Source organism: Brevibacterium picturae, assembly GCF_900105045.1.
Lineage (GTDB): Bacteria > Actinomycetota > Actinomycetes > Actinomycetales > Brevibacteriaceae > Brevibacterium > Brevibacterium picturae.
On record NZ_LT629739.1, the window covers coordinates 1,497,886 to 1,518,258 of the forward strand.

General features: G+C 64.1%; 16 protein-coding genes and 1 riboswitch. Of the genes, 6 read left to right on the forward strand and 10 right to left on the reverse strand.

The window, feature by feature from the left end; all coding sequences use genetic code 11:
• Positions 1-3: 3 nt before the first annotated feature.
• Both BLT92_RS07065 and BLT92_RS07070 read left to right on the forward strand, forming a co-directional pair.
• Positions 4-1,497 (forward strand): alanine/glycine:cation symporter family protein, encoded by a 1,494-nt coding sequence (locus BLT92_RS07065; RefSeq protein ID WP_092104367.1) that lies wholly within the window; start codon positions 4-6, stop codon positions 1,495-1,497.
• 96 nt (positions 1,498-1,593) lie between these two features.
• The gene (locus BLT92_RS07070; RefSeq protein WP_092104369.1) at positions 1,594-1,893 is read left to right on the forward strand and encodes a hypothetical protein; all 300 of its coding nucleotides are present in this window, start codon (positions 1,594-1,596) and stop codon (positions 1,891-1,893) included.
• 47 nt (positions 1,894-1,940) lie between these two features.
• Here the strand turns inward: BLT92_RS07070 and BLT92_RS07075 are convergent, their stop codons facing one another.
• Positions 1,941-3,284: an APC family permease gene (locus BLT92_RS07075; RefSeq protein ID WP_092104371.1), complete on the reverse strand. Its 1,344-nt coding sequence runs from the start codon at positions 3,282-3,284 to the stop codon at positions 1,941-1,943.
• A 53-nt stretch (positions 3,285-3,337) separates the two neighbouring features.
• Here BLT92_RS07075 and BLT92_RS07080 point away from each other — a divergent pair, with 53 nt between their 5' ends.
• Entirely contained in the window at positions 3,338-4,333 is a 996-nt protein-coding gene (locus tag BLT92_RS07080; protein ID WP_172802566.1) for a GlxA family transcriptional regulator, read from the forward strand.
• 253 nt (positions 4,334-4,586) lie between these two features.
• Here BLT92_RS07080 and BLT92_RS07085 read toward each other — a convergent pair whose 3' ends face one another.
• The 8 genes from BLT92_RS07085 to BLT92_RS07120 all read right to left on the reverse strand — a co-directional run bounded on the left by BLT92_RS07085 (position 4,587) and on the right by BLT92_RS07120 (position 15,629).
• Entirely contained in the window at positions 4,587-4,979 is a 393-nt protein-coding gene (locus BLT92_RS07085) for an ectoine synthase (RefSeq protein WP_092104373.1), read from the reverse strand.
• A gap of 154 nt (positions 4,980-5,133) precedes the next feature.
• Positions 5,134-6,426 carry a diaminobutyrate--2-oxoglutarate transaminase gene (ectB, locus tag BLT92_RS07090; protein WP_092108922.1) on the reverse strand — a complete coding sequence of 431 codons (1,293 nt, stop codon included), beginning with the start codon at positions 6,424-6,426 and terminating at the stop codon, positions 5,134-5,136.
• 183 nt (positions 6,427-6,609) lie between these two features.
• Entirely contained in the window at positions 6,610-7,050 is a 441-nt protein-coding gene (ectA, locus tag BLT92_RS07095) for a diaminobutyrate acetyltransferase (protein WP_172802567.1), read from the reverse strand.
• A 760-nt stretch (positions 7,051-7,810) separates the two neighbouring features.
• The gene (locus BLT92_RS07100; RefSeq protein ID WP_092104377.1) at positions 7,811-9,331 is read right to left on the reverse strand and encodes an L-serine ammonia-lyase; all 1,521 of its coding nucleotides are present in this window, start codon (positions 9,329-9,331) and stop codon (positions 7,811-7,813) included.
• A 139-nt stretch (positions 9,332-9,470) separates the two neighbouring features.
• On the reverse strand, positions 9,471-9,869 hold the full coding sequence (gene gcvH, locus BLT92_RS07105) for a glycine cleavage system protein GcvH (RefSeq protein WP_197679683.1): 399 nt from the start codon (positions 9,867-9,869) through the stop codon (positions 9,471-9,473).
• A gap of 92 nt (positions 9,870-9,961) precedes the next feature.
• Entirely contained in the window at positions 9,962-11,254 is a 1,293-nt protein-coding gene (locus tag BLT92_RS07110; protein ID WP_092104379.1) for an aminomethyl transferase family protein, read from the reverse strand.
• Positions 11,254-14,205 carry an aminomethyl-transferring glycine dehydrogenase gene (gene gcvP / locus BLT92_RS07115; RefSeq protein WP_092104381.1) on the reverse strand — a complete coding sequence of 984 codons (2,952 nt, stop codon included), beginning with the start codon at positions 14,203-14,205 and terminating at the stop codon, positions 11,254-11,256. Before gcvP ends, BLT92_RS07110 begins: the two co-directional genes overlap by 1 nt.
• Before the next feature lie 143 nt (positions 14,206-14,348).
• Positions 14,349-14,471, reverse strand: a riboswitch (glycine riboswitch).
• A gap of 357 nt (positions 14,472-14,828) precedes the next feature.
• Positions 14,829-15,629 (reverse strand): SDR family oxidoreductase, encoded by an 801-nt coding sequence (locus BLT92_RS07120; RefSeq protein ID WP_092104382.1) that lies wholly within the window; start codon positions 15,627-15,629, stop codon positions 14,829-14,831.
• 235 nt (positions 15,630-15,864) lie between these two features.
• Between BLT92_RS07120 and BLT92_RS07125 the strand changes: the two genes are divergently transcribed.
• Positions 15,865-16,686 (forward strand): phosphotransferase family protein, encoded by an 822-nt coding sequence (locus tag BLT92_RS07125; protein ID WP_231939074.1) that lies wholly within the window; start codon positions 15,865-15,867, stop codon positions 16,684-16,686.
• Between the two features lie 75 nt (positions 16,687-16,761).
• On the opposite strand, the gene BLT92_RS07130 is transcribed toward BLT92_RS07125, so the two are convergent.
• Positions 16,762-17,661, reverse strand: coding sequence for a LysR family transcriptional regulator (locus BLT92_RS07130; RefSeq protein WP_092104384.1), 900 nt, complete (start codon positions 17,659-17,661; stop codon positions 16,762-16,764).
• Between the two features lie 187 nt (positions 17,662-17,848).
• On the opposite strand from BLT92_RS07130, the gene BLT92_RS07135 reads away from it, so the two are divergent.
• Together BLT92_RS07135 and BLT92_RS07140 are read left to right on the forward strand one after the other, a co-directional pair.
• Positions 17,849-19,108 (forward strand): CaiB/BaiF CoA transferase family protein, encoded by a 1,260-nt coding sequence (locus BLT92_RS07135; protein ID WP_092104386.1) that lies wholly within the window; start codon positions 17,849-17,851, stop codon positions 19,106-19,108.
• A gap of 88 nt (positions 19,109-19,196) precedes the next feature.
• Positions 19,197-20,360, forward strand: a complete 1,164-nt coding sequence (locus tag BLT92_RS07140; protein WP_092104388.1) for an acyl-CoA dehydrogenase family protein — start codon at positions 19,197-19,199, stop codon at positions 20,358-20,360.
• Positions 20,361-20,373: the final 13 nt, after the last annotated feature.

Genomic DNA, 20,373 nt, shown 5'->3' on the forward strand with positions numbered 1-20,373 from the left:
TCCATGGAGATGTTGCAGACCGCACTCGACGGCATTGATTCCGTATCGTCCTACGTACTCGTTGCAGTGCTGATTCCCACTGGCTTGTATTTCACGATCCGCACCGGAGCGATCCAAGTGCGGCTACTCCCCGAAATGTTCCGCACACTTGCCGAGCCGGGCGGACGAGATTCCGAGGGCAATAGGAACATCTCACCGTTCCGGGCCTTTTCTATCTCTGCCGCGTCGCGGGTGGGCACGGCTAACATCGCCGGGGTGGCCCTGGCCATCTCGCTCGGCGGCCCCGGAGCGATGTTCTGGATGTGGCTGACAGCAATCGTCGGCGGTGCCACGGCGTTCGCCGAATCCGCGCTCGGCCAGGTCTACAAGATGAAGGATGGTCCGGACTTCCGCGGCGGCCCGGCTTACTACATCCGACACGGGATGAACATGAAATGGCTCGGTGTGCTCTTCGCCATAATCGTCGCCATCACCTACGGCATTGTCTTCAACACGGTGCAGTCGAATTCGATCGTTGACGCTGTCGGGGCATCGTTCAACATCGAGGATTCGAACTTCGCATTCACCGCTATCGCCGGTGCGGTCATCGCCGTCGGCGCCTATGCGATCTTCGTCGGCGGAGCCAAGCGCATCTCGAACGTCTCCGCATACCTGGTGCCGATCATGGCCGGTCTCTACCTGATCGTCGGGATCATCGTCGTGGCGCTCAACCTCGGCGCTGTCCCCGATATGATCGTCACCATCTTCACCGATGCGTTCAGCATGAACTCGATCGCCGGTGGAACGCTCGGTTCGATCATGCTCATCGGCGTGCAGCGCGGTCTGTTCTCCAACGAGGCCGGAATCGGTTCCGTTCCGAACGCCGCCGCAACGGCGTCGGCCTCCCACCCAGCTAAGCAGGGATTCGTCCAGGCCCTGGGCGTGTACTTCGACACGATCCTCGTCTGCTCGATCACCGCATTCATCATCCTGCTCTCGAACCCCGAATATGGCAGCTCCGGCGAGGGAATCCAGCTGACGCAGACGGCGCTGAGCGGGCAGCTTGGCCAGTGGGCGATCCACTTCCTCACCTTCGCGATCTTCCTCTTCGCCTTCTCGTCCATCCTCGGCAACTACTACTACGGCGAAGCCAATATCGAGCACTTGACCACCAGCAAGGTCGCCCTCCGGGTGTACCAGCTGATCGTGATGGTGTCGGTCTTCCTCGGTGCGATTGCCGCACTGGACATCGTCTGGACCGCAGCAAACATCTTTATGGCGATCATGGCCCTCATCAACCTCTTCGCTCTGCTGATGCTCTCACCGCTGGTGTTCAACCTGCTGAAGAACTACCAACAGCAGCGTCGACAGGGCCTGGAGCCGGTCTTCCACCGCTCCGATCTGCCCACGTTCAAGCGCATCAACACCGACGTCGACGCCTGGGACGGCACAGACGAAGTCACCACGGCGAAGTTCTGGCAGGACCGCGGCAGGAAGGTTCGCCCGGACGACGAGTGATGCTGTCGGCACCTTGATCCTGAATGCACATCGGGCGCCCCTTCTCTGGGGCGCCCGATGTGGTTGTCACTGTTCTATACCTAGGAGGAAGTTACCATGGCTGTGGATCGTACGGAGTTGGCCAAATCCCTCGCCGAGGCGACCGGGTGGTCGGTCACGGCCGATGCCCGTCGATTGACGTTCACCAATGATGATCCACCACAGGTGGTCATCTGGACGGTCACTGATGCCGACATCGGCCGACTCCGGTACGGCCAAAATCTCACGGCGAAGGCAGCCGGGGGCAGCCAGACCGCCGATCTCGGCGCATTGGGGCTGCCTGTCGACGAAGCGTTGGGTCCGTTCGAAGGATCCCGCGGCTATATGCACGGGGCAGAACTGACCATCCGAGAGTGATCTCGGTCAGCGCCTGACCGACTTCGAGGTGGCTCTTGTCGCCCAGCTCATTCCCCAGTCTTCATAGCCTCACGCAACCGCGACCGCACACTCGCAATCGCGCTCGAACTTGCAGTCGGTGCGGCGGGACCATCAAACTTCCTGAGCGCGAACCGCATGATCAGAGCCACCCCGATCACGATGAGTGGAATGAGCACATAGCCCAGCGACGAGGGCACGACCACAGCAATGAGCACGACTGAGACTGCTGCGGCGGCACGCTCCCTGCCCTTGAGCAGCTTGACTCCTGCGACGGCGGCCGCCAGATAGACGAAGACGACCAGGGTCGAGGGAATGACCACCAGGGTTTCCGTACCCCAGGACATCAGCCACGCGAGCCCCAGGCCGACGAAGGCGATCAGAGCCACAGCCAGCACCCCGCCGACAGGCACCGAGTTGGACACATATGCCGCCGGACGAGGCAGCCACTTCTCCTTGGCCAGGGAGTAGCCGAGTCGGGACACACCTGCAATGAACGCGTTGGTGGTCCCCAGGCTGATGACGACGGCCATGATGGCCGCAGCCAGAGCGGAATGCCCGCCGAATGCCTCTTCCTGCAGAAGCCCGATCGCGATGCGGTCGGTCTCCGGCGAGCCATATGTTCCTGTGAACACGACGGCTGCGGCGGTCCCGAGATAGAGCACGGTGACGATGACGATCGTGATGCCGACTGCTCGGGGAACATCGCGGTTGGGCCTGCGAAACTCGCCGACGAGATGAGCCACCGCCTCCCACCCGGCAAAGGCGAAGAAGAGCACGATGACTCCGCTGCCGATCGGGGGCACCCCGTGTGGAGTGAACGGAGTCAGCTGGGTTGAGTCCATGCGCGGTATCGCCGCCACGATGGTGATCAGCAGCGCCAGCGACACGGATAGAGCCAGGCCCAGCTGCGCACCCGTACTGACTTTCGCACCGGCGAGGTTGGCGCCGACGGCCACCGCCAGGATCCCCGCCGCGACGAGGTAGGCCCAGCCGCTGCTGAGCGAGAACGCCTCAGCCACGTAGTATCCGCCAGTCAACGGGACGATCGTCTGCCCGACGGCGCCTGCGACGAAGTACACCCACCCGGCTAATCCGCCCGCGGTCGCACCGTAGGCCTCGCCGACATAGGTGGCGATTCCTCCCGCTCCCGGCAATCTGCGGGCGAGTCCGACGAACAGCAGTGCCAGCAGCGCTCCGATCAGACACGCCACCAGCCACGACACCAGCGATGCCGGTCCGGCAGAGCTCGCGATCTGGCCGGGCAGCACCAATACTCCGGCACCGACGATCGCGCTGACATACAGGGCGACTCCCTGCCATAAGCCGATGTGCGCAGTCAGTTGGCCCGTGTTTGCCTTGCTTTTGTCCATAACTCAAGAGTTGTCCATTGACGGCCCCCACCGTGAGTGGCAAACTCGTCGCTATGCGAAAGAAATCGGACACGCGCCGGATTGTCATCGTTGCCATGCCCGGAGTACCACTCTTCGAGCTGGCCGGAGCCGCCGAGATCTTCGGGGTCGATCGGCGTGACCTCACTCCTGATTGGTATGAATTCGAGCTCGTCGGCACCTCGCCGGAAACCACGATCGGCTTCGGGATGCAGGTGCCCAACGGTCGTGGGCTCGACGCGCTGAGCGACGCAGATACGATCATCGTCCCGGCCTGCGCGAACATCCACGACGGCGCCCCCACCGCACTGCTTGAGGCACTGGTCCGGGAGCACGCCCGCGGCGCCCGGATCGTCTCGCTGTGCTCCGGGGCGTTCGTCCTGGCCGAAGCCGGTCTTCTCGACGGCCGCCGCGCCACGACGCATTGGATGCACGCCGAGGATCTGGCTCGCCGCTTTCCGAGCGTGACCGTCGATCCGGGCGTGCTCTACGTCCACGACGGCGTATGGTCCTCGGCCGGCAGCGCAGCCGCCATCGACCTCAGTCTGGAGTTGGTTCGCCGGGACTTCGGTGCTGCGATCGCCAACGAAGTGGCCCGCCGCGTCGTGATTCCGCCGCACAGAGACGGGGGCCAGTCTCAGTTCATTCGCTACCGACCGCACACCGCGTCGTCGAAGGACGACGATGTCGAGCACTGGGCGCGACGCAATCTCGCCGATGTCACCGTGACAGCCATGGCACGCTACGCCAGAGTCAGCGTCCGCTCATTGAACCGGCATTTCCGCAGTCGTGCCAATCTCTCGCCGCAGGAATGGCTCCGTCGGGAGAAGCTACAAGCGACCCAGGAGCTTCTCGAGAGCTCGGATCTGACCGTTGACGCCATCGCCCTGCGCGTCGGACTCGGCAGCGCGACCAATCTGCGAACCCATTTCGCGACCGAATACGGCGTGCCACCCGGCGCCTATCGGCGCACCTTCAGCTCACACAGAGCGACTGACGTCGCTCCTGTGGACATCCCACAGGCTTCCTGAACACCGATCCACGCCTCTCCCACGACCGCCAACGCGCACAGGGCACATCACTCGCACTCAGCTCTCTGCTCGCTCGCACAGTGCCCATACACGAGAAAGGTGGCCACGGGACCGAGGACAACCCCGCTCAATGCGGGCTTCTCTCGGTTCCGTGACCACCACTCCTTGTGCCCGGAGGCCGGACGACGCTTCAATGGCCGACGAAACGATCGGCCACCTCGGCGAATGGAGCCTTTCAGCTCACGGGAGGATCTCAGTCCTCTTCGACGATGAGCGGGTAGACGCCGTTCTCGTCGTGGGTCTCACGGCCGGTGACCGGCGGGTTGAACACGCAGGCCATGCGCAGCTCCTCTTCGGCAACGACGGTGTGCTTCTCGTTTCCGTTGAGCAGGTACATTGTGCCGTCTGACAACGGGTAGGTCTCCCCGGTCTCCAGGTCGGTCAGAGTACCCTTGCCCTGCACGCAGTACACGGCTTCGATGTGGTTCTGGTAGTGGAAGGTCGAGGTGGTGCCCGCATAGATCACGGTGTCGTGGAGCGAGAATCCGACGCGTTCCTTGCCCAGCACCATGCGGCGGCTGCGCCAGGTCTCCGACTTGATGTCGCGGTCTGTGTCATTGAGGTCATCGCGGTTGACTACGTACATTCGTGGTCCTTTCAATCGGGATATCAGACGGGTTGCCGGTGGATCAATCGAGAAATCGACCGATCCACCGGCAACGCGTCATTGAAGTTTCATGGTTGAGTCTCGGCGAACCGAAGCTCAGTTTTCAGTCTCTCGCGCTCAGCTGGGAGCGGGCTCAGACCGCCGCAGGTTCTGCGGCCGGAGCGAACTTCAGCACAGCAGCCTCGATGATGTCGAGGCCCTGTTCCAGATCGTGCGAGGAGATGGTCAGCGGAGGCATGATCTTCGTGACCTCATCCTTGGGACCCGAGGTCTCAAGGAGCAGCCCGTTGTCGAAGGCTTCTGCTGCCACCTTGCCGGCGACCTCATCGTCCTCGAAGTGCAGTCCGGCGAGGAGTCCGCGTCCACGGATGGATGCTCCCTCTGCCTTCTCCACGATCGAGTCGAGGCGCTGGTGCAGTGCGGCGATCGTGTCGGCCAATTCATTCTGGAACGTGTTGTCGGCCCAGAAGTTCTTGATCGCGGCAGTCGCCGTGACGAATGCGGGGTTGTTTCCGCGGAAAGTTCCGTTGTGCTCGCCGGCCTCCCAGACGTCGAGCTCGGGACGGAACAGGGTCAGTGCCATTGGCAGACCCGAACCGGAGATCGACTTAGACAGGCAGACGATGTCGGGCTCGATGCCGGCATCTTCGAAGCTGAAGAACGATCCCGTACGGCCGCAGCCGGCCTGGACGTCGTCGACGATGAGGAGGATGTCGTGCTTCTTGGTCAGCTTGGACAGCTCGCGCAGCCATTCGGCGCGAGCGGCGCGGAGGCCGCCTTCGCCCTGCACCGTTTCCACGATGACAGCTGCTGGCTTGTCGACGCCGGAGCCGGAGTCTTCGAGGACCTTCTCGAGCCACAGGAAGTCCTGGGTCTCTCCGTCGAAGTAGTCGTCGTAGGGGATCTTCGAGCTGTTGGTCAGCGGGATGCCTGCGCCTTCGCGCTTCATCGAGTTGCCGGTCACCGACAGCGATCCCAGCGTCATGCCGTGGAACGCGTTGGTGAAGGAGAGCATGTGCTGACGGCCGGTGACCTTACGAGCCAGCTTGAGGGCAGCCTCGACGGTGTTGGTTCCCGTCGGTCCGGGGAACATCACAGTGTAATCGAGGCCGCGCGGCTTGAGGATGAGATCCTGGAAGGTTTCGAGGAACTCGCGCTTGGCCGGGGTCTTCATGTCCAGCGAGTGCAGGACTGCACCTGACTGGAGGTATTCGACCAGCGGGTTCATCACGACGGGGTTGTTGTGACCGTAGTTGAGAGCTCCGGCGCCGGAGAAGAAATCGATGAATTCCTTGCCGTCTTCGCCCCACTGCTTCGCGCCGTATGCCTTGGCGAAGGTGGCGGGCCAGGAGCGCGAATAGCCTCGCACCTCTGATTCGCGGGTATCGAAGATGTCGGGCTTGTCTGTCTTAGGTGTGTCGGTCATCTCTTGAGTCCTTTCGACTTCTGGAGGATGCGCCTGCCTCGTGAGCAAGCGCTTCAGGCGGTGGCCGCGACCGATCAGTTTCGGGTACGGCAGTCGCCAGTCGGCGTCCTTGGACGGAACCATCTGATTCCCCCCGTGCGCCTGGTGGCAGCACGCTTTACAGTGCTGCTTTGAAGCGGTGCATCAGAGCGGTGCGATTTCGTACAGAAATTCGGTGTCGTGGCCGTCCGGGTAGAGGTCCGGGGTGATCAGCGCACGTCGTTCGCAATTTGCGTCACGCTGCTCAGCGAATGACTGGAACAGACGGTTCGACGCGTCGTTGTCATCGGTGATCGTCGTCTCGAGGCGGAGCGCATTGGTGCGATCAGCCAGCTCGTTGAGCATGGTCTTCGCCAATCCGTGTCCGCGGAAGTCAGATGAGACAGCAACCTGCCAGATCATCAGCGTGTTAGGCCGATCCGGGCGGGTGTAACCGGTGACGAAGCCGGCGGGCTCTCCGCCGATTCGCGCAATTGTCGAGGTGGCCGAGAAATCACGACACCACAGGATGTAGGAGTACGAGGAGTTGAGGTCGAGAACGGCCGAATCTTTAGCCAGTCTCCACATGTGTTGTCCGTCCTCCATGGTTGGAGTACGGACATCGGTTTCCGTTTGAGGTTCAGCTACTGCGTTTCTCACGCCATCAAACTTAACGACCTGAGAATGAGCGTCAACTCCGAAAACGGCGATACAAGCCACATTCAGTCGCGATTCCCGCGCGTGTTCCCCACGTAGCGAACCGGGGCTTCCCCATGGCATCTCTGGGATGCGCCAGGGCGCTCCTCCGCGCTCATTCCGGGGCAGTGCTTCGTTATCGTTTCGTTATATTTCAACACTTTTGGAACAGCGGTTCCACACTTGTTCCACGTTTCGATGAGGTCTGGGGTCGTGACTTGGGGATGACTTTTCGCAGCCGCTGGAGACTGGTGCCCGGGTGGCTGGAATGAGTGGCGGGGGTGATTTTCAGGTGGCTGGGTGTGGGTGTGGGTGTGCGCCCAAGTGGCAGCAGGCTCCCATGATGCTGGAGGAGGCACCCAGGGCCGATACAACGCCTAGGCGTCCAGACGCCGGTGTACGCGGAGTGGTTTCGGCACGCAGGCGTGGTCTCGAGGAGAGACAGCCTCACACAGCCGTGGTCTCGAAGAGGCACAGCGGGCCGTGGGCGCTCCGCCGCGCGTAGTCAGCGACTCCGCGCGGGTTCTGGGGACATGGGCCCTGGAGTTCACAGGAACCCCAGGCGCGGAAACCCCAGCCACAGGACCCCCACGACGCCGCAAGAGCCCCGCCCCCAGCTGCAACAGCCCCAGCCCCAGCCCGCAGACCTACCCGCGGTCGCTGAAGCCTCTCAGCACTCGACGACGTTGACGGCGAGGCCGCCCTGCGCTGTCTCCTTGTACTTCGAGCTCATATCGGCGCCTGTCTGGCGCATCGTCTCGATCACCTCGTCGAGACTGACCCTGTGCTGCCCATCGCCCCACAGCGCCATCCTCGAGGCGTTGATGGCCTTGCCTGCCGCGATGGCGTTGCGTTCGATGCACGGGACCTGCACGAGCCCGGAGATCGGGTCACACGTCAGGCCCAAGTTGTGCTCCATGGCGATCTCGGCCGCGTTCTCGACCTGCTCGGGGGTTCCGCCCATGATGGCGGCCAAGCCTCCGGCAGCCATCGACGAGGCGGACCCGACCTCTCCCTGACAGCCCACCTCGGCGCCGGAGATCGACGCTCTCTCCTTATAAAGGACACCCACCGCCGCCGAGGTGAGCAGGAAGTCCACGATTGCCGCGTGCTTGGCGGCCTCGCCGCCCTTGGTCACCGAGTCCACGTAGTTCAACGCATAGTGGAGGACAGCAGGGATGATCCCGGCCGCGCCGTTGGTCGGCGCGGTGACCACGCGTCCGCCCGAGGCGTTCTCCTCGTTGACGGCCATGGCGATGAGGTTGACCCACTCCAGGTAGTAGCCCGGGTCGCGGTCCGGGTCCTCGGCCTTGAGCTTGAGGTACCAGTCGTGGGCGCGCCTGCGCACCTTGAGCCCGCCGGGCAGGTAGCCGGAGCGGTCCAGGGACGCCGAGGCGCATTCCTCCATCACGGAGTAGATGTGGAGGAGACCGTGACGGATCTCGTTCTCGTCGCGCATCGATTTCTCGTTGCCGAGCATGATCTGGGCGACCGACATGTCGTTGTCGTGGCAACGCTGCAGGAGCTCGACCGCCGAGTGGAAAGGGTAGGGCAGCTCTTCGCTGTAGGACTGCAGCTCGGCGTCGATGACAGAGTCGGCAACGGCGAACTCGGGGTCACCACCGGCGACTTCGTCTGCGTTCGAGGGGTCATCGTTCTCATCCTCGGCCGGCTCATCGTCGACAACCTCGGCGGCCAGTTCCTTCTCGAGGAAATCGGTCTCGGAGGTCACGAACCCGCCGCCGACAGAATAATAGGTCTCCTCGGCAAGTGTCTGGCCGTCGGCGTCGAATGCGGCGACGGTCATGGCGTTGGTGTGGCGGGGCAGGATGGTCAGGGGGCGTTTGACCATATCGTCTTCGGTGAAGGCGATCTCGACACCGCCCCCGACAGCATCGCCGAGGAGGATCGTGCCGGTCTCGGACATGCGGGTCCGGCGGGCGGTGAGTTCATTGGCTTCGACGTGCTCGGGGGAACAGCCTTCCAGTCCGATCAGGATGGCGTCGAAGGTGCCGTGTCCGGCACCGGTGGCGGCAAGGGATCCGAAGACATCAACCTTGATGCTGGTGGTGGATCCGAGCTTGTCGCCCAGAAGTGTGAGGAAGCTCGATGCCGCTCGCATCGGGCCGACGGTGTGGGAACTCGACGGGCCGATGCCGACGGTAAAGAGATCGAAGACGCTCAGTGGCATGGAAGATACTCCGATTCTTATCGTGTGATCGATGGGACCGACCCAGGACTGGAGGTTCCAGCCCCGTCAGTTTGGAGGCTCCAGCCCGGTCCGGCCAGAACAATCCAGCCGTGGTCGGTCCCATCGGTCGGAGGGTGTGTCAGAGGGAGTTGGCCTCTGCGTAGCCTGCTGCATCCATCACTTCGCCCAATTCGGTGACGTTGACTTCGAACAGCCAGCCGTCGCCGTAGGGGTCGGAGTTGAGCAGACCCGGGTTGTCGGTCGTCGCCTCGTTGATGGAGGTGACCTCACCGGTCACGGGGCAGTACAGGTCGGAGACCGACTTGGTCGATTCGACCTCACCACAGGTCTCACCTGCGGTGACAGTGTCGCCGACCTCCGGCAGGTCCACGTAGACGACCTCGCCGAGGGCGTCAGAGGCGACCGCGGTGATGCCGATCTTGACCGTGTTGCCGACAATGGCGTCGGCTCCGGCATTGATCCACTCGTGCTCGGCGGAGTACGTGAAGTTGTCTGGGAGCGGGGGCAGTTGCGCCATGGTTGTCCTTTTCTGCTTGATTGACAGCGTTGTGGGTGAGCAGGTGCCCCCAGTGTACGAGCCACCGGGGCCACCACATCACGATCGGCGGATCAGTTCTCGCCGCGTTTGTAGAACGGCAATGCGGCCACGGTGAACTCGTGTGCTTTGCCGCGGATGTCGACGAAGACGGGTGTGCCCGGATCGGCCATTCCGCGGTCGAGGAACGCCAGGGCGATGGGGTGCCCGAGCGTCGGCGAGGGCTGTCCGGAGGTGACGGTCCCGACCGTCGTACCGCCTTCGGCGCCGACCTCGTCCGCCGAGGCGAATACCTCTGCCCCCGAGCGTGCTGCGCGACGGCCTTTCGAGGTGAGTCCGACGAGCACGCGTGGCGGTTCGGTCTCGCCCAGCTTCGCCAATGCCTCGCGGGCGGCGAAGTTCTCCTTCGTCGTGAACCCGATCATGCGACGAAGTCCCACGTCGAAGGGTGTGGTCTCGAGGCCGAGTTCGTTGCCGTAGAGCGGCATGCCCGCTTCCAACCGCAGCGAATCGCGTGAGGCCAGGCCGCAGGGCACAAGGCCGTAATCGACGCCGGCGGTCGTCAGGGTCTCCCACAGGCGCTCGGCCGCGATGTTGGGGATGTAGAGCTCGAAGCCGTCCTCCCCGGTATAGCCGGTGCGCGCGAGCATCAGGTCGATGCCGGCGATCGTCAGCGGCATCCATGCGTAGTACTTCAGCTCCCGGACCGCCTCGCCGACGGTGATGCCGGTGGAGTTCACCTCGGAACCGTCCGCACCGTCCGCAGCTCCGGTCACGGCCGCATCGGTGGCAGCCGATCCATCCGCCGAGGTGGTGCTGGGCCCGAATTCCCCGTGGGCACCCTCGTCGAGGGCACGGAGGATGATGGCCTCGGAGTTCGGACCCTGCACGGCGATGAGCGCAGTGTCCTCGGACTCGTCGACGAGTTTGGCGTCGGCGCCCGGAGACTCGACTTGCAGGAAGTTCTGCAGGCGCTCCTTCAGGGTCGCGACGACGGTTGGGGTGTTCGAGGCGTTGGGGACGATGAGGAATTCTTCCTCAGCAATCCGGTAGGTGATGAGGTCGTCGAGAAGGTAACCGGCGTCGTTGACGAGGACACCGTATTTGGCTTTGCCGATCTTCATCTTCGAGTACTTGGCCACGAGGGCGTAGTCGAGGAAGGCGGCGGCGTCGGAGCCGGTGAGGCGGACCTCGCCCATGTGGGAGAGGTCGAAGATTCCGGCGGCCTCCCGCACGGCACGGTGCTCGGCCAGTTCCGAGCCGTACTTCAGCGGCATGTCCCAGCCGCCGAAGTCGGTGAAGGATGCACCCAGCTGGGCATGGATTCCGTGCAGCGGGGTCTCGCGCGTCGAATTCTCAGTACTCATCAGTCGTCCTCTTCCTCGTAGATTTCGAAGGCCTCTGGCGGTGGGCAGGAGCACACCAGGTTGCGGTCGCCGTACGCACCGTCGATGCGGCTGACCGGCGGGAAGTACTTCGTCTGGCGCAGCCTCTTGACCGGGAACACGGCAGTCTCGCGGGAGTACTTTCCGTCCCAGTCATCCATCACCACGGTGGCCGGGTGTGGGGCACCGGCCAGCGGCGACTCTTCGTAGGAGTACTTGTCGCCGATCGAATCGATCTCGGCGCGGATGACGCGCATGGCCTCGATGAAACGGTCGAGTTCGTCCTTGTCTTCGGACTCGGTCGGTTCAACCATGAGAGTGCCGGGGACCGGGAACGCGAGGGTGGGTGCGTGGAAGCCGAAGTCGATGAGGCGCTTGGCCACATCCTCGGCGGTGACCCCGGACTTCGCCGTTGCCTCACGGAGGTCGAGGATCGTCTCATGTCCGACGAGTCCGTGCTCACCCGAGTAGAGGATGGGGAACACGTCATGGAGCTTCGCTGCCAGGTAATTCGCGCCCAGCAGCGCCATGCGGGAGGCTTCCTTCAGTCCGTCGCCGCCCATGAGCTCAAGGTAGGCGAAGCTGATCGGCAGAACGCCGGCGGAGCCGAACATCGAGGCCGAGATCGGCAGTTCGTGAGCGTCCTCTTCCCCGGCCACGAGCTCCGGTGAGGTGGGATCGCCGGGCAGGTACGGGGCGAGGTGTTCGCGTACCGCGACCGGACCCACACCGGGCCCGCCACCGCCGTGGGGGATGCAGAAGGTCTTGTGCAGGTTGAGGTGGGAGACGTCGCCGCCGAATTCGCCGGGCTTTGCGAGCCCGACCATGGCGTTGAGATTCGCGCCGTCGACGTAGACCTGTCCGCCGGCAGCGTGGATCTTCTCGCAGACCTCACGAACCTCGGATTCGAAGATGCCGTTGGTCGAGGGGTAGGTGATCATGATGGCGGCGAGCTTCTGCGCGTTCTTCTCGATCTTCGTGTCGAGGTCGGCCATATCGACCGATCCGTCGTCGGCCGTCGCAATGACCTGGACCTTGAGCCCGGCCAGCACCGCCGAGGCAGCATTCGTGCCGTGAGCTGACTGCGGGATGAGGACGACGTCGCGGTCGCTGTCACCATTGGCGACATGGAAGTTGCGGATCGCGAGCAGCCCGGCCAGCTCACCCTGGGAGCCCGCGTTGGGCTGCAGAGACACCCGGTCATAGCCGGTGACCTCGACGAGCGAGTTCTCCAGGCGGGTGATGAGCGTGCGCCAACCGTGGGTCTGCTCGACCGGGGCGAAGGGGTGGATGGACGCGAATTCCGGCCAGGTGATGGGTTCCATCTCTGCCGCGGCGTTGAGCTTCATCGTGCACGAGCCCAGCGGAATCATCGTCCGGTCCAATGCCAGGTCGCGATCGGCCAGGGTGCGCAGGTAGCGCATCATCGACGTCTCGGAACCGTGTGCGCTGAAGATCGGGTGAGTGAGGAACTCGGTGTCGCGGTGGAAGGCAGCGTCGAAGGTCGGGGTCGGCACGTGGTTGGCTCCGAATGTCCCCGCCGAGGCGGCTTCGAAGTTCGCTTCGTCGATCCGGGCGATGATTCCCAGGGCTTCGAGCAGCCCGTTGGCATCGGTGACCGTATGAGGTTCACCGAAGGAGACGCCGATGGTGGAGTCGTCGATGACGCGAATGTTGAAGCCTGCGCGTTCGGCGACGACTCGGGCTGCTTCGGCGTCGTTGACGCGGATGGCCACGGTGTCGAAGAAGTCACGGCTGACCACCTCGGCGCCGGGTGCGGTGTTCGCAGCTGTGGCGAAGGCCTGGGTCAAGCGGTGGATGCGGGACGCGATCCGGGTCAGGCCGATGGGGCCGTGGTAGACGGCATACATGGAGGCCACATTGGCCAGCAGTGCCTGAGCGGTGCAGATGTTGCTCGTGGCCTTCTGGCGGCGGATGTGCTGTTCGCGGGTCTGCAGGGCCAGCCGGTAGCCGGGCTTGCCCTGGGCGTCCTTGGACACTCCGACGAGGCGGCCGGGCAGCTGGCGCTGGAGGCCGGACTTCACAGCCATGAACCCGGCGTGGGGTCCGCCGAAGAACAGAGGGACGCCGAAGCGCTGGGCGGAGCCCACGGAGATGTCGGCACCCTGGGAGGCGGGATCCTTGAGCAGGGTCAGGGCCAGCAGGTCGGCGTCGAAGGTCACGAGCGCGCCGCGGTCGTGGGCACCGTCGACGGCTTCGGTGAAGTCGCGGATGACGCCGGTGGTCCCGGGCTGGGCACAGACGATGCCGAATATGTCTTCGCCCACGAGACCTTCGGCCAAGTCAGCGACGGTGACGCGGAAGTCCATGGCCTTCGCACGGGCACGCACGACGGCGATGGTCTGCGGATGGAGTTCGGAGTCGAGGACGACGGTTGTCCCCTTCTTCACGGCCCGACGCATGAGGAGGACCGCCTCGGCGACGGCGGTGGCCTCATCGAGCAGGGAGGCGTTGGCGATGTCGAGACCGGTGAGGTCCTGGACGACCTGCTGGAAATTCAGCAGTGCTTCGAGGCGGCCCTGGGAGATTTCGGGCTGGTAAGGGGTGTAGGCGGTATACCAGGCGGGGTTCTCGACCAGGTTGCGGCGGATCACCGCCGGAGTGATCGTGTCGTAGTAGCCCTGGCCGATCATCTGCTTGCGCATGATGTTCTGTGAGGCGATGGAGCGGAGGTCATCGAGGACCTCGGCTTCGGAGCGGCCCGTGGGCAGGTCGAGGCCGTCGATCTGGATGGATTCTGGGATGGCTGCGGACGAGAGCGCTTCGAGGGAGTCGTAGCCGAGTTCGGCCAGCATGGCCTGAGTGTCGTCGGCGCGGGGGCCGATGTGCCGGTCGGAGAAGGGGCGTTCGGTGTCCCCAGTGGGCACCGTGGTGTGCGCAAGTGAACTTGTGTGGGCGAGTGAACTGGTCATTGCCGTCCTCGGGTCGGTGTCGCGCCCGCCTACGGAGGACGCACTGAGCAGTGGTGGTCCTCCCCGTTCTGTCGGACGCGCGTCTCCATATCGCTTTGCGCACGGGGCGCGCGGCGGGCCGGAGTCGGCTCCTTCAGATATGCCTGCAATCGGTGGTACTGGGCCTGAGAGTTTCCCGGGGAGGGAATTGCACCTACGGCGCTGCACAGTGAAGCTGGGCAACTGAAGCAGTTGCGGCGACCGAGCAGCTCTCCCACGTCATGTCTTAACGGCAGTATGAACTTATGTGGTTATATACCTATAACCTGTGTGGCTATGAACTTGTCTGCGTGCGTGGTCACTGATGGCCATGCACTTACGGGGCCAAGTCTAGTGGTATCGCTAACGGTGGACAAACACCGTGATGGGGGCCTGGTCAGGCGGTGGGGGCCTGGTCAGGCGGTGGGGGCCTAGTCGGGTGGCCCGCCCACTCCACAGCCCCACAGGAATTTCACCCATCCTAGAATTTCGCGGGAACAGAAGTGTGTAATTCTTCGCTGCGATCGAACTTCTGTTCACGCGAAATTCTCGACCCCACGGCACTTCTGCGGTGCCTGACCCTGGGGTCGTGTCGGTTGTGCCTCTCAGGCGTTTCCGCCGGCGGTAATGACGCCGCCGTCGGCGGTGAGCACCTGCGCGGTGATCCAGTCCGCGTCGGAAGAAGCCAGGTAGGCCACGGCGCCGGCGATGTCCTCGGGAGTTCCGAGTCGCTTGGCCGGGTAGACGGAGGCGACTTCCTCTTCTTTTCCTTCGTAGAGCGCTGTAGCGAAGTTCGTCTTCACCACGGCTGGGGCGACGGCGTTGACGCGGATGTCCGGGCCGAGTTCGACGGCAAGCGACTTGGTCAGGTGGGAGACCGCTGCCTTCGAGATGCCGTAGAAGGAGATGCCGGGGCTGGGGACCTGACCGGCGACGGAGGAGATGCTCACGACCCGGCCCTTGTTCTCGCGGAAGCCGAGCTTCTCGTGATGGACCGCCTCCTGCACCCAGGCGAGCGTGCCGATGACGTTGACGTCGAGGATCTTTCGAGCAGCGTCGAGATCGATGTCGATGAGCGGCCCGTAGACCGGGTTGATGCCGACGTTCGTGACCAGCACGTCGAGGCGGCCGAACTTCTCCGCGATCGTGTCGAAGACCTCCGCGCGATGCTCGGGATTGTCGGACTTCCCGGCGATGGCCAGGGCAGTGCCGTCGGGGAACTGCGCGACCGCCTCGGCGAGGGCCTCGGGTTTGCGTGCGGTGAGGACGACGGCGGCACCCTCGGCCTGCAGTCGCTTCGCGATGCCGAGTCCGATGCCGCGGCTGGCACCTGTGATGAGTGCGACCTGACCGCTGAATCGCTTGCCGAGGTGGTTCTGCGCGTCCCTGCTGGCCTGCTCTGTCATGAAAGAACTCCGTCGTTCGTGAAGGAAACCGAGCGTTCGCTCAGTACTGTGTTTGTATCGTAGGCAGGAGCGGGCGCCGATCACAAGGAGAAGTTGCCCGGAAGCACGAGGAGTTTGGGATGAACCGGCTGGAGCACACCCTCGACCTGGGTCCTGCGGATCTGTTTCCGCTGGCACGCGAGGCGATACGCCGAGGGTCTGAAGCGTCTGCTCGCAGATCGACGGCACGGCTCTCATGACTGAAGCCCAATTGCGCGCAATGAGGTCGGCCTCAGCGCTGCTCGGTCGAGAGCTGACGTTCGTCGAAGAGTTCACCGGCGGCCAGCATGCGACCACACTCCTGACCACAACTGGCGAGAGCGAACTGGTCGTCCGCGCCTTTCCAGCGCACCACGACGCGGCCGTGCGAGAAGCCGAAGTATTGGGACGGCTCTCCTCCCTCGGCGCATGGGTCCCACACTTGGTGGCGGCCTCCGCTGAGCTCGACGATCCCGTCATCGTCACCTCACGCGTTGCTGGCAGTGCACCGACCCCAGATCTCTCACCGCTGACGATGGCCACGGAGATGGCGGCCGCGCTCGTGCGCATTCATGAACTCGACGGCAGCGGGCTGCGACCGACCCCCGCAGAACCACTTCGCGGACACGCTCCGATCATCAAGCGGGCTCAACGAGAGTGGGACCACCTGGACATGAGCGACGCCGTGCTCATCCACTCGGACTTCTGGTGCGGGAATGCACTGTGGAGGGGCGGCCGTCTGACCGGAGTCGTCGACTGGTCGGGCGCGCGTTCGGGTCCGCGCGGGGTGGACCTGGCGTGGTGCCGGCAGGACCTTGTGCTCCTCGGCTCCCCCAGCGCAGCCGAACTGTTTCTCGAGGAGTACGAGCGACTGTCGGGTGCCGCGGTCGATGACATCGGCACTTGGGATGTGCAGGCGGCAGCATCGGCACATGACCGCGTCGAAACCTGGCTGCCGAATTACCTGGGCATCGGCCGGGTTGATATGACGGCGGAGCTGCTGCGCGAACGACTCGATGCGTGGAACGCGAAGCTGTGAGGTCTCCGCGACGGAGGCCTGCGGGGGCGGGGTCGCCAGCCGCCGATCGCCAGCCGTCGGCGGCACCCGCAGCAATCACTCCACGGTCGGCAGAACCTCCTCGGCGAGGGCCAGCACTGCATCCAACGACGGCTTGCCGTGGTCGCTTCGGTGCGCCAGGTACAGCGTCGATGGGTCCTGGGGAATATCGAGGGGCACGGCGACCGTGCCGACTTCACGCGTGTTCGCGGAGACCGAGTCGAAGGTGATCGAGACTCCCAGCCCTGCGGCGACCAGTGCGCCGATCGTCTGGGTATCGGGGGCAGTCTGCGCCTGGCGAGGCGTGAAGCCTGCGTCGTGGCACAGGCGCATCGTGTTCTCACGCAGGGTCGAGCTGGGATGTGCCGGCAGAGTGATGAAGTCTTCGTCGGCCAGATCCTCGACTCGGATGGAGGATCGGCCGGCCAGACGGTGGCCATCAGGTAAGGCAACGCACAGACGCTCGATCATCACCGCTCGACCCGTCACTCCCGGCGGCTGCTTGCTCCATCTCACCAGCGCGAGATCAAGGGTGCCGTCGACGAGTCGCGACAGCCCCTCCTCGGCGAAGACATTCGACTCGAGGCTGAAGACTATTCCTGGGCTGCGTTCCCGCGAGGCTGTGACCAGGCTGGCGACCAAGGACCGGGACGAGGACCGGGCGAAGCCGAAACTGATGCGCCCGGTCTCCCCCGACGCCGCACGCTGCACCGAGTCGACCGCGAGGCTCTGATACTCGAGCATCTTCCGTGCCGGCTCGACCAGCGCCTCACCCTCGGGTGAGAGCCGCACATTGCGGGTCGTGCGCTGGAACAACGAGACGCCGAGGTCGTCCTCGAGAGCCCTGATCGTCCTGCTCAGCGGGGGCTGGAGCACTCCGAGGCGCTCAGCGGCACGACCGAAGTGCAGCTCCTCGGCGACAGCCAGAAAGGCGCGCACCTGCTGAATCTCCATCATGCCTCCTTCTCCCGGCCCCCGCGGCCGCATCCAACACGCACTCGCTTAAATATCGTTTCAGATAACAATCTCTTCTCATTATTGCTCATGTTGCTATATTGTGGGGTGAAACACTCTGACGAACTTCAGAATCACGACGAAGGTCAGAATACGCAGAACCAATCAGAACCAACGGGAGCTTTCATAGATGACTGGCGAGACCGCTGCGGCCCAACCCTCGTCCCAGCAGGAACAATCCTCGTCCCGGCACGGAGCGGGGACATCGGATCCGACCGACCGCACGGAATCCATCGCTGACTTCCTCCCCCGTGAAGGCGACGGCCCGCTGTCGGGCCAGGTCGTCGTCGATTTCTCGCGCGTCCTCGCCGGCCCGTATTCCACGATGATGCTCGCCGACCTCGGCGCCACGGTCATCAAGGTCGAGGGTCCCAGCGGGGATGACACCCGGCATTGGGCCCCACCTGCCCGCGATGAGGACGCCACCTATTATCTGTCGATCAACCGGAACAAGTACGACATCGTCCTCGACTTCGCTGACGCTGACGACCTCGCAGTCGCCCAGAAGCTGGCCGCTCGTGCCGACATCATCGTCGAGAACTTCAAGCCCGGCGGCCTGAAGAAGTTCGGCCTCGACTACGACTCGGTCAAAGAGACCAACGGCGAGGTCATCTTTGCCTCGGTCACCGGCTTCGGTGCCCACAACGCACTGCCCGGCTACGACCTGTTGGTCCAGGCGATGTCCGGCTTCATGAGCGTCACCGGCAGCCCCGACGGCTCCCCCTACCGTGCGGGCGTCGCGGTCTTCGATGTCATCACCGGTCTGCACACGACGATCGGGATCATGGCTGCAATCCAGCACAAGAACCTCACCGGCGAAGGACAGCTAGTCGAAACCAACCTCATGTCCTCGGCGATGTCGGGCCTGGCAAACCAGTCCGGAGCCTATGCCGCCGCAGGTGTGACGCCGACGCGAATGGGCAACGCCCACCCCAGCCTCTACCCCTACCAGCCGATGGACACGAAATCCGGTCAGCTCATCGTCGCCGCAGCCAACGATCGTCAGTTCGCCACGCTCGCGACGGCCCTCGGTCGACCGGACTGGGCCGACGACGAACGGTTCGCCAAGGCCAAGACCCGCAACGCTCACCGGGACGAACTCGAGCCCGAACTCCTCGAAGCTCTCCAAGCCCACACGGCCCAGGAATGGTTCGACAAACTCACGGCAGTCGGCCTGCCCTGTGCCCCGATCAACTCGATCTCCCAGGGAGTCGAGCGTGCCCGGGACCTCGGCCTCGAACCGATCGTCGAGACCGGTCAGGGCGAGCGCGTCATTCCCACGATCCGCAATCCGATCCGACTGGCGAAATCCGAGGTCTCCTACGATCTCGCGCCGCCTGAGCTCGGTGCCGACTCCGAGCAGGTCCGCGCCTGGATCGACAGCCTCTAGCCCGCCTCGGCAACAACGGGGCCCAGCCGCCGCCTCGGCGACAACACCGTCTTCACCACACTGTCTCAACACACAAGGAGAACGCAGAATGGATACCTCGGAACTGGATGACGTCCTGTCGATCGTCCGCGAATTCGTCCGCGAGAAGGTCGTGCCCATCGAGCTCGACATCGAGGCCGACGACGCCATCCCGGAGACGATCATCAAGGAATCTGCCGAGATGGGACTCTTCGGTTGGGCGCTGCCCGAGGAATACGGCGGCCTGGGCATGAATGCCGAACAGGACGCGCAGCTGGCGATGGAGCTCGGCTACACCACACCGGCCTTCCGGTCCGTCTTCGGCACGAACAACGGCATCGCCGGGCAGGTGCTCGTCAACTACGGCACAGATGAGCAGAAGAGCCAGTGGCTGCCGAAGCTGACCTCCGGCGAGGTCGTGGCCTCATTCGCTCTCACCGAATCTGAGGCCGGGTCAGACCCCTCGGGCATGCGCACCCGCGCCGTGCGTGAGGGCGACGACTACGTCATCAACGGCAGCAAGCGCTTCATCACCAACGCCGAGTCCTCCGATGTGCTCATGGTCTTCGCCCGCACCGACCCGAACGCGAAGGGCTCGAAGGGCATCTCCGTCTTCCTCGTCCCGACGAAGACGGCCGGTGTCACGGTCGGAACACATGACAACAAGATGGGACAGGCCGGAGCGTGGACCTCGGAGATCTTCTTCGACGACGTCCGCATCCCCGCCGCGAACCTCATCGGCGGCGAGGAGGAGAAGGGCTTCTACGCCGCGATGGCCTCCCTGAACAAGGGTCGCCTGCACATCGCCGCGATCTGCGTGGGTCAGGCCACCCGCATCCTCGATGAGTCCGTGAACTACGCCGCCGAGGCGAAACAGGGCGGAGAGCCCATCGCCCGGTTCCAGCTGGTCCAGGCCATGCTCGCCGATATGTACACCGAAACCGCCGCGGCCAAGGCCCTCGTCCTCGCTGCCGCGAAACGTTGGGACAGCGAAGAGGACCGAAAGCTAGGCCCCAGCTCGGCCAAGCTCTTCGCCTCCGAGGCGCTGGGTCGCATCGCCGACAAGGGTGTCCAGATCCAGGGCGGCACAGGCTATATGCGCGAATCCGCGGTCGAACGCTTCTACCGTCACGCTCGACTCTTCCGCATCTACGAGGGCACCTCGGAGGTCCAGCGCGTCGTCGTCGCCCGGCAGCTGCTCAAGGGTGCCCACAAACCACAGTTCAACCTGTAAGTCACGCACGTCG

What these genes read in the sequence shown, in the direction of transcription:
- BLT92_RS07075 (WP_092104371.1), bottom strand. Translation starts at nt 3,284, where the DNA reads ATGGACAAAAGCAAGGCAAACACGGGCCAACTGACTGCGCACATCGGC.
- BLT92_RS07065 (WP_092104367.1), top strand. Translation starts at nt 4, where the DNA reads ATGGAGATGTTGCAGACCGCACTCGACGGCATTGATTCCGTATCGTCC.
- BLT92_RS07130 (WP_092104384.1), bottom strand. Translation starts at nt 17,661, where the DNA reads ATGATGGAGATTCAGCAGGTGCGCGCCTTTCTGGCTGTCGCCGAGGAG.
- BLT92_RS07140 (WP_092104388.1), top strand. Translation starts at nt 19,197, where the DNA reads ATGGATACCTCGGAACTGGATGACGTCCTGTCGATCGTCCGCGAATTC.
- ectA (WP_172802567.1), bottom strand. Translation starts at nt 7,050, where the DNA reads ATGGAGGACGGACAACACATGTGGAGACTGGCTAAAGATTCGGCCGTT.
- ectB (WP_092108922.1), bottom strand. Translation starts at nt 6,426, where the DNA reads ATGACCGACACACCTAAGACAGACAAGCCCGACATCTTCGATACCCGC.
- BLT92_RS07085 (WP_092104373.1), bottom strand. Translation starts at nt 4,979, where the DNA reads ATGTACGTAGTCAACCGCGATGACCTCAATGACACAGACCGCGACATC.
- BLT92_RS07080 (WP_172802566.1), top strand. Translation starts at nt 3,338, where the DNA reads ATGCGAAAGAAATCGGACACGCGCCGGATTGTCATCGTTGCCATGCCC.
- BLT92_RS07110 (WP_092104379.1), bottom strand. Translation starts at nt 11,254, where the DNA reads ATGAGTACTGAGAATTCGACGCGCGAGACCCCGCTGCACGGAATCCAT.
- BLT92_RS07120 (WP_092104382.1), bottom strand. Translation starts at nt 15,629, where the DNA reads ATGACAGAGCAGGCCAGCAGGGACGCGCAGAACCACCTCGGCAAGCGA.
- BLT92_RS07135 (WP_092104386.1), top strand. Translation starts at nt 17,849, where the DNA reads ATGACTGGCGAGACCGCTGCGGCCCAACCCTCGTCCCAGCAGGAACAA.
- gcvH (WP_197679683.1), bottom strand. Translation starts at nt 9,869, where the DNA reads ATGGCGCAACTGCCCCCGCTCCCAGACAACTTCACGTACTCCGCCGAG.
- BLT92_RS07100 (WP_092104377.1), bottom strand. Translation starts at nt 9,331, where the DNA reads ATGCCACTGAGCGTCTTCGATCTCTTTACCGTCGGCATCGGCCCGTCG.
- gcvP (WP_092104381.1), bottom strand. Translation starts at nt 14,205, where the DNA reads ATGACCAGTTCACTCGCCCACACAAGTTCACTTGCGCACACCACGGTG.
- BLT92_RS07070 (WP_092104369.1), top strand. Translation starts at nt 1,594, where the DNA reads ATGGCTGTGGATCGTACGGAGTTGGCCAAATCCCTCGCCGAGGCGACC.
- BLT92_RS07125 (WP_231939074.1), top strand. Translation starts at nt 15,865, where the DNA reads ATGACTGAAGCCCAATTGCGCGCAATGAGGTCGGCCTCAGCGCTGCTC.